Origin of the sequence: Aquirufa salirivi, from assembly GCF_045310485.1 — a bacterium.
GTDB lineage: Bacteria > Bacteroidota > Bacteroidia > Cytophagales > Spirosomataceae > Aquirufa > Aquirufa salirivi.
This window is the reverse complement of sequence record NZ_JBEWZH010000001.1, coordinates 84,804-100,480: the sequence shown is the minus strand read 5'-3', so window position 1 is coordinate 100,480 and position 15,677 is coordinate 84,804. Positions and strand designations below refer to the sequence as shown.

General features: G+C 38.0%; 11 protein-coding genes and 1 tRNA gene. 6 read left to right on the top strand and 6 right to left on the bottom strand.

The annotated features are described in order from the left end of the window. Positions 1 to 54 precede the first annotated feature (54 nt). Positions 55 to 1,839, top strand: coding sequence for a hypothetical protein (locus tag U0R11_RS00360; RefSeq protein ID WP_406749281.1), 1,785 nt, complete (start codon positions 55 to 57; stop codon positions 1,837 to 1,839). Here U0R11_RS00360 and dapF read toward each other — a convergent pair. Further along, positions 1,826 to 2,599, bottom strand: coding sequence for a diaminopimelate epimerase (dapF, locus tag U0R11_RS00355; protein WP_269010382.1), 774 nt, complete (start codon positions 2,597 to 2,599; stop codon positions 1,826 to 1,828). The genes U0R11_RS00360 and dapF overlap by 14 nt on opposite strands. Positions 2,600 to 2,764: 165 nt before the next feature. After that, positions 2,765 to 3,283, bottom strand: coding sequence for a DinB family protein (locus U0R11_RS00350; RefSeq protein ID WP_406749280.1), 519 nt, complete (start codon positions 3,281 to 3,283; stop codon positions 2,765 to 2,767). Positions 3,284 to 3,357: 74 nt separating this feature from the next. Here U0R11_RS00350 and U0R11_RS00345 point away from each other — a divergent pair. From U0R11_RS00345 to U0R11_RS00335, 3 genes are all read left to right on the top strand, one after another. Continuing rightward, positions 3,358 to 3,434, top strand: a tRNA-Asp gene (locus U0R11_RS00345). Between the two features lie 385 nt (positions 3,435 to 3,819). After that, the gene (locus U0R11_RS00340) at positions 3,820 to 4,095 is read left to right on the top strand and encodes a helix-turn-helix domain-containing protein (RefSeq protein ID WP_406749279.1); all 276 of its coding nucleotides are present in this window, start codon (positions 3,820 to 3,822) and stop codon (positions 4,093 to 4,095) included. Between the two features lie 2 nt (positions 4,096 to 4,097). After that, positions 4,098 to 5,366 carry a type II toxin-antitoxin system HipA family toxin gene (locus U0R11_RS00335; RefSeq protein ID WP_406749278.1) on the top strand — a complete coding sequence of 423 codons (1,269 nt, stop codon included), beginning with the start codon at positions 4,098 to 4,100 and terminating at the stop codon, positions 5,364 to 5,366. Positions 5,367 to 5,423: 57 nt separating this feature from the next. Here U0R11_RS00335 and U0R11_RS00330 read toward each other — a convergent pair whose 3' ends face one another. The 4 genes from U0R11_RS00330 to U0R11_RS00315 all read right to left on the bottom strand — a co-directional run bounded on the left by U0R11_RS00330 (position 5,424) and on the right by U0R11_RS00315 (position 11,677). Beyond that, on the bottom strand, positions 5,424 to 6,548 hold the full coding sequence (locus U0R11_RS00330; protein ID WP_406749277.1) for an AbiH family protein: 1,125 nt from the start codon (positions 6,546 to 6,548) through the stop codon (positions 5,424 to 5,426). A gap of 132 nt (positions 6,549 to 6,680) precedes the next feature. Then, positions 6,681 to 8,348 (bottom strand): carboxylesterase/lipase family protein, encoded by a 1,668-nt coding sequence (locus tag U0R11_RS00325; protein WP_406749276.1) that lies wholly within the window; start codon positions 8,346 to 8,348, stop codon positions 6,681 to 6,683. Then, complete coding sequence (locus tag U0R11_RS00320) at positions 8,345 to 10,726, bottom strand: alpha-L-rhamnosidase-related protein (RefSeq protein WP_406749275.1); 2,382 nt, start codon at positions 10,724 to 10,726, stop codon at positions 8,345 to 8,347. The genes U0R11_RS00325 and U0R11_RS00320 overlap by 4 nt, the downstream gene beginning before the upstream one ends. Positions 10,727 to 10,948: 222 nt before the next feature. Then, entirely contained in the window at positions 10,949 to 11,677 is a 729-nt protein-coding gene (locus tag U0R11_RS00315) for an NUDIX hydrolase (protein ID WP_406749274.1), read from the bottom strand. 103 nt (positions 11,678 to 11,780) lie between these two features. Here U0R11_RS00315 and U0R11_RS00310 point away from each other — a divergent pair, with 103 nt between their 5' ends. Beyond that, the gene (locus tag U0R11_RS00310) at positions 11,781 to 15,215 is read left to right on the top strand and encodes a ThuA domain-containing protein (protein ID WP_406749273.1); all 3,435 of its coding nucleotides are present in this window, start codon (positions 11,781 to 11,783) and stop codon (positions 15,213 to 15,215) included. 25 nt (positions 15,216 to 15,240) lie between these two features. Beyond that, positions 15,241 to 15,618 carry a hypothetical protein gene (locus U0R11_RS00305; protein ID WP_406749272.1) on the top strand — a complete coding sequence of 126 codons (378 nt, stop codon included), beginning with the start codon at positions 15,241 to 15,243 and terminating at the stop codon, positions 15,616 to 15,618. The last annotated feature ends 59 nt before the right edge of the window (positions 15,619 to 15,677 follow it).

Below are 15,677 nucleotides of genomic sequence, written 5' to 3'. Positions count from 1 at the left end.
ACGAACACATTGCCTCTAAATTAGAAAATTTTCGCAAGAATTATAATTGGATTGATGAACTTGTTTAGCCAGCGGCATTTTTATTTTTTTCTTTCTCTGGCTCCTGCCATTTTCTTCTATTTCTTTCTTCTGAAATTTGGAATAAATGCTCCCTTTGCGGATGATTGGAGTGCTATTAACGGTTTCATCATTCGATTTTTTCATGGGGATGATAATCTGGCAGAAAAAATAGCTTTGTTGGCTTCTCAATGCAATGAACACCGTGAGGGTTATTTGTCCATCGTCAGTTTAATTCAATATACTATTTCGGGTCAAATCAATTACATGACCTTGAATTTGATTGGCGCTGGTGCCACCCTAGGGGTTCATGTCTTATTGAATGGCTATTTGCATCGCTATCAATTACCTCATTGGTGGATTATTCCCTTGGCTTTTATTTGGTACAATGCCGCCTATTTTCACAATGTTTTCTGGCCTGTTTGTGCCTTACAGCACAATAGTATTGTGTTTTTTATTTTATTGGTATTTTATGTGTTAGATGGTAAGGGGAAACAATCTACACAATTTATATGGGCCATTTTCCTAGCTTTTATCGCCGTTTTTACGAGTGGAAATGGCTTTCTGTTGTTTGTAGCAGCTTTTCCTATCTTAAAGAATTACCGTTGGACTTTTTGGATTCTCTGGTCGGTAGCAGGTGTTGCCTTTTTTAGTTTGTACATGTGGGGTTATCAGCATCCTTTTCAACGAGGACACTTGACGGATAATTTACATATGGTAGGTTCTATCGTTCAAATATTTTTTGTCTATTTGGGCTCTTTTGTTGGGGTATTTTTCTCTACTTCATCCGAGTTTCGGGTTGAGCTTAGTTTAGGTATTGGAATTGCTGTTTTTGGGACTTGGATGATATTTGTATTTCGACATATCTATCAAATCATCCGACGAAAATCATCCTTAGATTTATTAATTGCCATTCAATTATTCGTCCTCGCTACAGCATTTATTTACGCAGTAGGAAGAGCCAATTTACCCATTGAATTTGTGTTTGAAAGTCGATATGCCATCAACAGCACCTTGTTTTTAATGAGCTTATGTTTGATGCTTTGGCATGCATTCCCAGGTATTAAAACGTGGAGAGCTTGGGGTTTTGTAGGTTGCTCCATCCTGTACTTTGCCCTATCTTATTGGAATAATTTGTTGGCTGTCATCAATTTTACCAGTGCGCAATCAGCGGCCATCATAAAGCATAGTATGCAGCATCGTGAGCATTATTATTTTAAAGATTCTTTAGGTCAAAAGGCTGATTTAGGGGCTCCTAGTTTAAAAGAACTTGCACAATTAGGGGGTCCAATCGTCGACTTTACTGCCGAATTACCAGCTTCAGTTAAATATGCCAATGATGTAGTTTCCTTGACATTCAAAAATGGATTTTATACCCTAGATAAACGTGAAGCAAAACTCGAGAAGGACTTTCAAACAGATGTTGTATCTATACCAAAGGCTCCTCATGGCAAAGACTTGTTGAAGTTTAGTCTCGAGAAAAATGGTCTACGATATTCGGGAGAAAAGACGCGGGCAAGAATGTCCCATGGTTCGGATGGGATGTATGTGGTCTTTGAAAATGCTAAAAAAGAAAATTGGGTATTTAGTTTGTATTTCGAAGAGTTGGATCGTGCTCGACAAATCAAGTTTCACGATGCCATTTATGTACGCAGGGTTTCAGGAATTATTCCTTTCATTTACCTGCCTGATGGAGATTATCGAGTGAAAATTATGAGGGTGGAAGACAATCAGACTAGTTTAGTGGGTATTTTGACCCATATTCCAGTTAAAGGGATGTGATTTCCCCTTCAAATACCCGTACAGCTGGCCCAATTAAATAGACATCATAAAAGCCTGTTTGGGCATTTCCTTTAAACTCAATGGACAGCTTTCCTCCGATGGTTTGGATAGCCACGGGACTTGTTAATCCATGGATGGCATTAGCTACCAACGCAGCTGCCGTTACTCCTGTTCCGCAAGAATAAGTTTCATCCTCAACCCCTCGTTCATAAGTACGAACAAAGAGACCTTGATTCAATAATTCTACGAAATTGACATTGGTGCCACCCCGGCTTTTAAACGTATCCGAATAGCGAATTTGAGCACCGATGTTTTTGACATCTTCCTCTTGCACGGCAGAGCTAAAACGAACAAGGTGGGGTGATCCTGTTTGGGCAAAATAGTCGGAAGAAATGGCTTCTATCTCAGACACATTTTGCATGTGCAAGGATATTTCATTGGGGTTAATGTGCGCTTGATGTTCGCCATCAACGGCAATAAAAGTAGTGAAATCGTTTACTAAACCTAAATCGGCCGCAAAGCGAACTAAACAGCGTCCACCATTTCCGCACATACTTCCTTCGGTTCCATCCGAATTATAATAGACCATGCGGAAATCATAACCTTCTGCTTTTTGAAGCAGCATGAGTCCATCTGCGCCAATACCAAAACGACGATGACACAAATGGGCAATCTCCTTCTGACCGAGCTGGAATTTTCCTTCTCGGTCATCGATGATCACAAAATCATTTCCTGTGCCTTGGTATTTGTAGAATTTCATGGGTGCAAAGATAGGGAAATTAGAAATCAATGTAGAATGTAGGATGAGGAATGTAGAATTGTCGAGTCAAAAGTAAATCTATGAAGTATGTATGATAATTGGGCATTTTTTATATTGCAAGTGACTAGATAAAAAGCAATAATTCTACATTCTTCATTCTACATTCTACATGGAATACCGCTCCTTCATAATTCCTAAATGATGTTTTTCATGGCCGGCGATCATCCAAGAAATGGCGCGGACAGATACGGAATTGCCGTTAGCTGTACCCATGGTATTCCATTGTTCGGGCGAAAAGGACTGGAATAGGGCAGTGGTAGCTTGACGGGTTAGTTGATATTGTTGTAGGATTAGATCGGGGTTTTGGTTTTCATAATGGGCATTTTCTAAATAGGTATTTTCATCAAAACCGGGTAGAGATTGTTGTTCACCCCGACTGATGCATAAGGTTCGATAGGATAAGATACGTTCGGTGTCAACTAGGTGACCTAAAAGCTGTTGCAAAGTCCATTTTTCGGGAGCATAGGCATAGGCCCATTTGTCTGGACTAAGGTTTTGGTAGAGGGATTGAATTATTTTTGATTGATTATCGAGTACGTCAAATAGATTTTCGGTTGACTCAAAATTCAGATATTCAGCGAAGTAGCGTGTTTTCGGGTATTCGTAGGAGGCGGGAGGGAACATATTTTTTAGGTTTTTTTTGCTTGGGCATTTGTTTGAAAGGATAAATTAGCTAATTTTGTGCCACATTACAAGACGGTCCGGTAGTTCAGTTGGTTAGAATACATGCCTGTCACGCATGGGGTCGCGGGTTCGAGTCCCGTCCGGACCGCCAACTTAGAAAAAGCTTCAGAGAAATCTGAGGCTTTTTTGTTACTCCCTCTGTCAAGTTTCTGAACTCCTCCTTATAATCATGTAGGATTTTACTTGGTACAGTTAGATAATCAATATTGACTCAAGGCTCAAATCTGCTTTGGTAAATCTTTTTTCATCGCGTTAATGAATTATTGACTTATACCCAATTCTGGGTTTTACAACAGGTTTAATTTTAATTATCAATTTATAGTATTAAATGTTAATTATAATATACAAAATAATTTATATTAGCAATAATTGTTAATTATATTATACTATTTATTTTTATCATGTATTTTATTTAATAATTTTATTATACATTTATATCAAATAGATCTTGTTTAGTATATTTTAATTATCAAAAAATGGATAATATATTATTTAATGTAATTAAAGTAAGCGATGTCAAGGATCAATTGGGCCAATGGTGTAAATCATTGCGAAAACGACAAGGTTTATCTCAGGATGAATTGGGGAAACAATTGAATTTGTCGCGCTTAACCATACAGCATTTAGAATCTGGCAAAAACTCCACTCTAGAAACCTTATTAAAGGTGTTAAATCATTTTCAAGAAATGGATGAGTTGTATCAGTACATTCATACAAAATCAGTCAACCCATTACCCAAATCCTTATACTAGTCATGGGAAAGGAATTATTGATCGAAATATGGTGCTGGGGTAAAGAAATAGGCAAGTTAGGATACGATGAAGAACATCGGAATGCATATTTTCAGTACCATCCAAAATTTCTTCAATCGACACATTTCGCTCATTTATTCCCACTTTTATTCAAACAGACGGAAGTCGTTCAAGTATTTAAGCAATTTGAAGGAAATACCTTTCGGGGTTTGCCACCGATGATAGCCGACTCCTTACCTGATATGTTTGGAAACCTACTTTTCAATAAGTGGATGGAATCCAAGAGTCAGGGAATATCAAAAATTGGTCCATTGGAACAATTGACTTATTTAGCCAATCGGGGAATGGGTGCTTTAGAATTTAAGCCGGCCCACCATTTGCCATCTCGTGTGACTTTCCACTTGGATGAAGTGGTGGAGGTCTTGAAAAAAGTACTCGATAATAAGGCTAGTACATCAGGAGAGAAATTGGATCATGAGGCATTACTGACCATTTTTAAAATCGGCACCTCGGCGGGTGGTATAAGACCCAAGATTCTCATTTCTGAGCATAAAAAGTCCAAGAAAATCATCCCAGGGGATGTAGAAATATCAGAAGCTTACCATCATTATTTGGTCAAATTAACGCTAGAAGATCCATCGGATTTGGATTATTACCGAGCTAAGATTGAATATGCATATTATTTGACTGCTCGCTACTGTGGCATTCAAATGATGGAATCTAAGCTGATTGATGATAAGCATTTTGCGACATTGCGTTTCGACCGAGTGGCTGGTAAGAAAATCCATGTGCTATCAGCCTCTGGCCTAACCGGTTGGGATTTTCTGGATAGCTCGGTGTCGACCTACGAAAACTTGTTTGACTTGGCCCTGTATTTGAAAATTCCTCAAGCTGAAATCGATGCGTTATTTCAACGAATGGTGTTTAATCTCGTCTTTTTTAATATAGATGATCATTTAAAAAATCATTCCTTTTGTTACGATGCGGACAAAGACCGTTGGCATTTGGCACCTGCTTATGATTTGACCTATTCTGCCTCCTTGAAACTTAACCGTCTCAAGACCAATCGAGCCTTGTCGGTCAACCAAAAACGGAATCAGATAACGAAACAGGATATCTTGATTTTGGCGGATCAATATGCCATCAAATTTCCCGAAAAGTCCATTCAGCACATTCTACAAGCCATTCCTTTTCTACTTCAGCAAATGAGAGAATTATCTATCCCTGAAACTATTTGTGCTAAAATCCAGCAGGATTTGGGTGGGATTTGATTGAAATAATAGCGTATTACTAAATTGTTTAATACTTATGGTATCTAATTTATAAAATTATTGGAATTTAAATTGAGGTATATTTGCTTGCTTATCAAATGGAATTATTTTTTTTCTCAAATTAGGTTTATTTGAGAAATGCCTTGAAACAGCTATGCTTTTTTGAAAATAATCGTCTAGGCCTTCAAAGTGAAATATTTTAATTGAGATACAGTTTTCATTTTCAAAAACAGTTTTAAGAAGGGTTCTATCTGATAATCCACATGAGTGACCGACAATAAGAACTTCATACTTATTAGTATCTGCCATGAAATTGTCTAATTTGAGGTAATTATTAGACTTGAAATAATAAAATGATTTAATATGTTTTAATGATTGATTGTGATCCTCATCCTCAACTTCTTGGTATTTGGGATGTGAATCATCTCCGTACCCAAAAATAATTGGGTTATCTTGCGAACCTACTTCTCCATGAATATTTACAATACTAAATTTTGCTCTTAAGTTTTTTGTAACTTTTTCTAAGCTATTGGTGTAGTTGAAATTTAAAAAAAGAATTTTAGAAGGGTTAGGGATTTGTTTCTTTTTATGAATAATTAAATTGTTACTAGAGTCATCTTTTTCTATCATTTTGTCATTAAGTAAATACAAATTATTGCCATTATATGATGGAATAAACTTTGAATTTACTTTTGAAATATATGATTTTAATGCTGAGGAAAGCTCTTCAAATTCATTATTTAGTAATTCAATTTTAGAATAATTTCTATTTATTAATGAGAATTTTTTGACTTCTTCAATTTTAGTTAATAATAAGTTGAAATATAGAGATTCAATATCTACCCAATTTAAATTATACTGTTTTTCCAAAATCAACTGTAATAATTCACTCTTTATGTTGTAAGTGAATTTATGTTTACAGTCTTCTAGAAGTTCAGAAATCTTTTTGAAGCCATTCAGGTATTCTTCGATTTTTGAAAAATTATATACACTATTAGGATTGATTGTAATTAGAAATGATTCTTTTGGTCTTTGATTTTTTATAGAATCTTTAAAGCTGTCTTTTAAATAATCTAAAATAAAGTCATTGTAAGATGTAGGTAATCCCCAAGCTATATCAAACCCATTTCCAATTATGACAATTCTATTGTATTGATAATCTTCTATCTCTGAATCTTGCATATAAAATCAAATTTGATGGACTTAAGATAGCTTATTTTAGAAACATATTTATTGTCATATATTCAATATCCACAAAAAAAGCCCCAGAATCCTGGGGCTTTGTAATTCATAAACTGATTATATTTTTATTCTTTAGGACAATTTCCCCAATTCTCTCCAAATGCTTAATTCCTGCTTGAATCGGTCATGAATCACTTCCAATTTTGAATCAATGCGCATGGTTGGTCTATCCTTTAGATTGTAGGCTTTCCACTCTGGAGCATCCTTCGCAAAAGGTTTTCCCGTTTTAGCAAAATTGGTCCATAATTCAGCAAAATTATGCGATGCTTGTGCCTTCTCTGGTCGATTACCTCCAAAGAAACTTGCCTTATTGGCCGTTTCATTATTGAACTTAAAGGAAATGTCCATGGCATGAGGCGTTCCCATGGCATAGTCAGTTCCCGGGATTTTCACTTCTGATTTATAGCCAAAATTGTATAAATATACCGGTGCTCCATTCTGCTTCACTTTCTTTTCCGCAATTTCAACCGAACCTAATCCCATCATGGTGATGGATGAAATAGCCACAAAAATATCGGGCGCTGTAGCCGATGGATTCGCTTTCCGATAGGTGTCGATAATCTTGGCGGTATCCTTTTTGTATTGAGGTTCTAACTTGTTTGCCAAGGCCTCAAAATCCATTTTAAAGGATTCCGTATCTTTTCTTTCCCAAGCAAAAAAGGTGTATTCATCTTCATTCCAACCGACCAACAATGGCTTATTTTTTGAAATGGCGGGGGCGCTCGGGTCAAAAGGATGATACGGTAATACTTTTCCATCTACCACTGGGCCAAAACCTCCCGCATTTCGACGCATCAAACCTGCAGCGCTGGCCTTGTTCTTTTCTTGGAAATGTGGAACAAGAGGAAGTTTCGCTTGCATGGCTAGTAAATCTGCCGCAGGAATGTCCAATAGTTTTTTCCAATCTTGGGTGGAGATATTGAACTCTTTCAATAATTGTAAGGTGTTTTCATGCGCCGTTTCTTTGTCCATCATCCTAAGGCCTGGTCCACTTTCTATGGATGCTTTATTGAAATAGGGAGCTGCTGATGGCATGGCATATAAACAGGATGTTTTAGCTCCTCCACCTGATTCGCCCCAGATCATGACATTATTAGGGTCTCCTCCAAATTGGGAAATGTTGTCATGTACCCATTTCAAGCCATCCACTATATCCAACATGCCATTATTTCCTGAACCTTCATAATCAGCCCCAGCCAATTGTTCTAAATACAAAAAGCCCATCAATCCCAGTCGGTGGTTGGTTTCTACTACCACCACATCAAAATGGCGGGCTAAATTGGCTCCATCCTGACTAGCAGAACCTCCCGATCCAATCACAAAACCTCCACCATGATTATAAAACATCACAGGTCGCTTCTTATTGTCGTTGGCTGGTGTCCACACATTTAAAAATAAGCAATCTTCCGATGGCGCAGGCTCGTTTCTACGAGGTGCCTGAATGGCAGGTGCACCTAAGGTCAGCGTGTCTTTCACCCCTGTCCAAGGCTCTAAAGGTGCTGGTCTTCGGAAACGTCTGTCGCCCGAAATCCGACCCGCATAGGGGATACCTTTGAAGATGTTGACTCCCTCTGTTCGGAAGCCCTTAATTTTGCCATAGGTGGTTTCAGCTGGGACGAATTCTTCAACTAAAGAGGCTCCAGAAAAAATCGTAGATCTAGCCTGTAAGTAGCTTGGTAAAAAGCTCACTCCAGCTGTCGCCAAGGATATTTGGGCTAAAAATTTGCGTCTATTGGTCATAGTTTGAATGTGTTTACACCTTCTTTAAGTTGAATTTTTCTTCCTTTCCAAACGAAACTGCCCGTGATTGTATTAGGAAGGTTAATTTGTATTTTCCATTGATTTTGAATCAATTGATAGTCGACCGAAATTTCTCCGTTGGGATGTGGAATCTTACCATTTACTTGGGTTAATGCACCCAAATGAGGTTCAATCTTTACTTTTGAAAAACTGATTCCATCGCTATCTATTCCTAGTGTAGTTCGGTAAAATTCGATGTTTGGACTGGAACCCCAAGCATGGCAATCTGATCGGGTCTTATCTACGTCTGAAGTTTCTGCCCAAGTAGTTAATCCCATTTGGATGTTTTCTCGCCACTTATCCAACCATGACAAATAATCATTTCCGTATCCTGCCTTGATTAAAGCTTGATGTAAATAATACTTGAAATAGATCGAAGCAGGGGCTAAGGTGGAATTATGAAGTAATTGATCTGCTACTGCTTTAATCTCTTCTCCTTGGGTCAATCCCGTTAAAATTGCAAAGGAGTTGGTATGCTGAGAAAAAGTATCTTTTTCTTCACGGTCAGCAAATAGATTTTTCTCTTTTACCCAATATTTTTGACGAATCGTATTTTTTAGTTGATCAATTAAAAGCTGATAGTCCAATGCCAATGCCTTATTTCCTAGTTTTGTTTCCAAATCGGAGGCAACTTGATAAGCCCACAATAATTGAAAATCTAATACAGCCGATGTTCCATTGGGACTCATTGGGCCCATTCCTGCACGCCAATCTTTGGCATTATCCACCCAGTCGGTAAACATCCATTGCGGGACATTTTTTAATGAACCATCTGCTTGCTGATAGTTTTTGAAATATTCCAAAATCTGACGTACACCACCTAATTTCTGCTTGACAAAATTGGCATCTTTTCCATAGCGCGCGTAATCTTGCAACATACCAATGTACCAAAAAGAAAAGGTTGGGATGTACTGAGGAGTAAATGAGGGGTGTCGACTAAAGGTGACACCTTCTGGCTGTCGAGAGTAATCAATTAAATTCAAGGCATTTTTAAACAAGCGATCATCGCCACTGTTGTATAATGAAATTAATGCTTGAATTCGACCATCACCGATGTATTGCAATTGTTCATAATAGGGACAATCCATATAGGTTTCATAGGCGCATAAACGAGCCGTTCTCCATCCAATTTCCAGAATTTTACTGATTTCGGTATTGGAAGAAGTTAAACTTGCATTTAATTGAAATGGATAAGCTGTGAATTGGCTATATATGTCCTGAATGGTTAATGGCTCATTTTGAGTAGTGACCTTCACCTGAACATAGCGATAGGTTCTGTAAGTCAAGGTAGTAAATGTTTGATTGCTAGATCCATCTACCAAAAGACTATCCGTACGTCCAATGAATCTTTTTCCTGCTACCTCATTTCTATTTCCTTTTGAAGACGAAGCATTAAATAAGGATTCTGCATAAGCTAAGGCGATGGAGGCTCCTTTGCCTCCGCTGAAAACTATTTGTGGATAAGCATTTGTCAAATATGATTGATCTAGAATGAGTTTAACGGTACTATTTGCAGGTATCACTAGGTCATTCTTTTTTTCAGGAAAGTTGGCAGGAACTTCAATGGAGCCTTCTTTGTGAACAAGTTTTTTCAAGCGCTCTTCTTTTAATTCCATTTGGGGAATTTGAGATGGTACAAGCATCCAACCACTCATGGTACCGAATTGGCCCAATTGATTTTTAGGAGAACCGGGGAAAATAGGTCTTGCTTTTTGCCATTGGGAATCATCAAATTGATCACTTTGCCAAGATTTGGTTTGCGCATTCAAGTTTCTTAATTCACCTGCACCTGCCACATAATATGCCCTTACGTTAAATCGAATAGGATTGTAGCTATTGTCTTTTTCACACAGCCAAGTATTATTGGTGTTAGCTATGGCCTCGTTGCTACTCGCACCTTGTAAGATAAAACCAGTTCTGTAGGTAATTTGTGCCTCTGGCCTAAACTCACCTTCATTCCAAACTTGGGCAGCCAGGATGTTTTTACCCGATTTCAAATAGGGAGCAATGTCTACTGTTTCAAAATTCCAGTGGGCTAAATCACCACGAGCTGGTCCCATGGAAACGATTTTTTCATTGATATACAGTTTATATCGATTATCTCCTGAAACGTGAATGATGAATGATTGGGGTTTGGTATTTAGGTCAATGGTTTTTCTGAACATGTAAACGCCATATCCATCTGGACTTGTATTAGGAACACCAATCCAATTGGCTTGCCAACGTTTTTGTAAAATGTCAGAAGAAACTTGTTGCGAATAAGTTAGAGTGGATTGGAGTAGTAGAACTAGTAAGATCCATTGGGTGCGTAAATTCATATATAATCGAATTAATGAGTTGGCGTATTATTGAATTAAAAGTATACAATGTATATGTTTTGTAAAACATATTCTTGATTTGATGCAAATATTGATATTGAAAATGAAAGGACTATCCTTATTGGTATTAAGGTTAGTTGGCCAAAGAAGTAAAATTGGGCGACTTAATGTTTATTTAACGGAAAAGCTTGTAATGGTAGCCAGAGAAAATGAAGGATGGTATCAAATTTCTTTGAATTTATACAAATAAGGAGCTTTGTTGGCCGCGCCAGTAAATTGTTTTTCTAATCGATCGAGCATGTTTAAATCCAGCATCATTTTTTGGAAATTGTTTCTGCGGAAAGGTTTATCGAAAATCGTTTCGTATAATTTTTGTAGCTCTTTCATCGTAAAAGTTTCAGTTAAGAGATTATACCCCACCAAATGATCATCAAAATTAGCCCGTAAAGCTTGAAGTGCCTTGGCAATGATCTCCTTTCCATCCAGCAACAAATTCGGCAGCTGATTGATATCGACCCATTCCATTTTCTCATCGATGGGGGTGGTTTGTGGTTTTACTTTTTTGATGTCCACCAAGGCATAGTAGCCAATGGATACGAACCGACGAACAAACCAGTCGTATTCTTCCTTAGATCCTTGTAATTGAGGGTTTTGTACCAAGAGAGAACTCATGAATTCAGCATTGTTTCGATTGGCATTACCGAATACATGAAATTGCTCCAGATAAATGTCCTTCATCTGAGTTCTGTCTTCCAGTATGCGTTTGGCCGCTTGGTCCACATCTTCCTCTTGGTAGATAAATCCACTAGGTAATCCCCAGAAATCACCTTGGAAGTTCAGTTTGGGCACCAATACTTTCAATGTCCCATTTTGGTAACCAAAAATGACACAATCAATCGACAATTGGGCGATATAATTTTGGGTACTTAATCCTTTATAGCTTTCAGACATAGGTTGATACATTCTTATATCAAAAATAAGAAATTATTGTCTAAAAAATAGACAATATAAAAATTGTTTCTATATTTGGGCACAAAATAAAGATAATTTTATCATGATTCGTAGTAAAAAATCATACTTATTGGGCTTAATTTGTCTATTTTGGGTATATGCGCCTATTTTTGGACAAAAGAAAATCAATGTTTTGGTATTTAGTAAAACAGCTTCTTTCAGACATGAATCTATTCCAGCCGGTAAAGAGGCATTGTTAAAAATGTCAAAAGACAAGGGTTTTCAAGTGGTATTTACAGAAGATGCCAATCAATTTGTTGAGTCAAATTTAAAGAGCTTTCAAGCAGTGGTATTTTTAAGTACTACGGGAGATGTATTGAATTTAGACCAGCAAAATTCATTTGAGCGATATATTCAAGCAGGCGGGGGATATTTGGGAATTCATGCGGCTACGGATACAGAATATGGCTGGCCATGGTACGGGAAATTAGCGGGAGCTTATTTTTTGATGCATCCCATGCAGCCTAGCAATGTACAGAAAGGGAAATTTAGAGTGGAAAAGAAAAACCATTGGGCTACCCAAGGCATGCCAGATGAGTTTGAGCGAAGTGACGAGTTTTATTCTTTCAAAGATATTTCTTCTAAGATAAATGTCGTATTATCCTTAGATGATAAGAGCTACCAAGGGGGTAAAAATCCAGATTATCACCCCATGTCATGGTATCAGGAATATGACGGTGGTCGTTCTTTTTATACCGCTATGGGTCATACCAATGAATCTTTTGCAGAACCGTTGGTAATGAATCATATTTGGGCAGGCTTACAATATGTGACTCACTGGGATTCACCCATAAGTTTGGATTTCAAGAAGTCAAGACCTGAGGAAAATCGCTTTTCCAAAGTGGTTTTGAAAGAAGGATTGGATGAACCGATGGAATTGAGTGTATTGCCAGATGGGCGTATCTTATTTATTCAGCGCAAAGGGGAATTGCGTGTGTATCATACCAAAACCAATGAATTAAAGACCGTTGCTAAAATTCCAGTGAATTTGAAAAGCTTTGCCAAGGATGGGAAAGAATCCGTAGGAGAAGATGGTTTATTAGGTTTAAGCAAAGATCCTAATTTTGCTCAGAACCATTGGATTTACCTTTTTTATGCGGATTTGAAAGAGCCAAAGCATGTGTTAGCGCGCTTTGAATTGAAGGGAGATGAATTAGTACAAGCTTCTAAAAAGGTCATATTGGAAATTCCTGCACAGCGACAAGAAGCCAATCACACGGGAGGATCTATTACCTGGGATAAGCAAGGGAATTTGTATTTATCGACGGGTGATAATACCAATCCTCATGGATCAAATGGCTATAGTCCAAGTGATGAAAGACCTAACAGAGCGCCATGGGATGCACAGAAATCATCTTCTAATACCAATGATTTGCGAGGAAAAATTATCCGAATTAAACTGCAAACAGATGGAACTTATACCATTCCTGACGGGAATTTATTCCCTGTTGGAACACCTAACACTCGCCCAGAAATTTACACCATGGGTCACCGTAATCCCTTTAGAATTTCGGTAGATGCTAAAACTAACTTCCTTTATTGGGGTGAAGTAGGCCCTGATGCCTCTAAGTCGGACTCTGCCCGTGGGCCGGAAGGTTTTGATGAGGTTGGTCAAGCCAGAAAAGCAGGAAATTTTGGCTGGCCTTATTTTGTAGGAGATAACAAGCCATATTTTAAATATGATTTTGAAAACAAGAAATCACTATCCTTGTGGGATCCTAAGGCACCCGTGAATACCTCCCCTAATAATACAGGATTAAAAGTATTACCTCCTGCCGAAAAGGCTTTTATTTGGTATCCTTATGCCAGCTCCAAAGAATTCCCATTGATGGGTACAGGAGGTAGAAATGCCATGGCTGGACCTGTATTTTATTCCAGTGAGTTTGCTCAGGCCAATCGAGCTTTTCCAGCTTATTATGACGGTAAATTGTTGATTTATGAATGGATGCGTGGATTCATTATGGCTGTCACCATGGATAAACAAGGCCAGTATGTATCGATGGAGCGCTTTATGCCAAGCTATAAATTCAGTAATCCGATGGATATGGAATTTGCTGAAAATGGAGATTTGTATATGCTGGAGTATGGTGCTGGCTGGTTTGCTGCCAATAAAGATGCTCGTTTAATTCGTATTGAATACAATGGGGGAAATCGTAAGCCTCAGGTTAATCTATTGACGAATCAAACGGGAGGTGCTCTGCCAGTACAGTTAAAATTAAGTTCAAAGGGAACCGTGGATGCCGATAATGATGCGCTTAGCTTTACTTGGGAAATTCGCTCTAAGAATGGATTTGTGAAAAAGAGTCAATCTCCAGATTTTAATGTGACACTAAGCAAGGCAGGTATTTATACGGTAAAACTTCAGGCTAATGACGCTAAAGGAGGAATAAGTACGCAGACGATGGAAATCTCTGCGGGAAATGCTTTGCCGGATTTGAAGCTGACCTTACCAAATAGCAATACGACTTTTTATGCTCCAGAAAAGCCCTTTCATTACCAAGTAGATGTCAAGGATAAAGAGGATGGGGTATTAGGGAAAGGGATAGATTCTAATCGAGTGGTATTAACAGTCGACTATTTAGCTGAGGGCTATGATCAAAACGCAGTTGCCCAAGGGCATCGTTCTGCAGATAATAAGGCTCTGCTTTCCATTGGCAAAAAGTTAATGGATGCAAGCGACTGTGCAGCTTGTCATAGTAAAGATAAAAAGTCGGTAGGGCCTACATGGAAAGAGGTAGCTACTAAATATAAGGATCAAGCTGATGCGATTGATAAATTGTCCAAAAAGGTTATTTCGGGAGGAAGTGGTGTTTGGGGAGAAGCGTCGATGGCCGGCCATCCGCAATTGTCGAAGGCAGATGCTGCTGAAATGGTGAAGTATATGTTGAACAGTTTAGATGTCAAAGCCGATAAGGCCAATCTTCCTTTGAAAGGCTCTTATAAGGATGAGTTATCCGTTTATAATAAATATAAAGGCGTCTATATTATTCGGGCAGCTTATGAAGATAAGGGAGCCAAAGGATTGGGTTCTACCCGAGTAGAAAAAAGCTTAGTACTGAAAAACACCAAGGTCGATGTACATGATTTTGATGAATATAGTGACATGAATAAAGTCGCTGCAGGAGGTAGAAATTTGGTTATTGCAGGTAAATCAGGGGCATTTATGCGACTTGATGCAATTGATTTGCAACATATAGATCACATACAGGTGGCGGCCATGGCCCCATTAGGACAGTTTAATACCATGGGAGGAAAAATTGAACTTCGCTTGGATAGTCCTTCTGGTCAGATCATTGGAGAGTCTCCATTTATTGAAGCTACCGCCAAGATTGATCCCAAGATTACGTATAAGATTCCAGTAGGAAACACGGGACAATTGACGAATGGATTGCACCCTATTTATTTCGTATTTGTGAATCCCAATCCGGGAACAAATTCACTCATGATTGTCAATGGCATTGAATTTAAATTAAAATAATTGTTACATCTAAATAATCCAACCAATGAAAAAAGTAAGTATGTTTTTTGCTGTGTTAGCTTTCCTTTTAAGCTTTCAAAGTTTTTCTAAATCGACCCTAGCTCCTGATTTTTTTGCAGGCAAGTGGGAAGTAGTCGTGATTGGTACTCCCAATGGAGATGCAAAAATGATTAGTGAGATTAAGCGTGTTGAAGGTACATTAAAAGCCATTTTGAAAGACCCCAAGGGACAAAATGAAGATATGGTGGCTAGTGTAGAAGAAAAGGAAAATCAGATTTTAGTTTTTTTCCAAGCCCAAGGTATGGATATCACATTATCATTAACCAAAGTAGATGAGGATAATTTGAAAGGAGATATTATGGGAGGTATGTTTGAAGCAAAAGCCAAACGTATCAAAGAATAAGCTGATTAGCATGTAGAGAGAAAGGGGCAATTAGCCCCTTTCTTTGTTAATAATTGCCT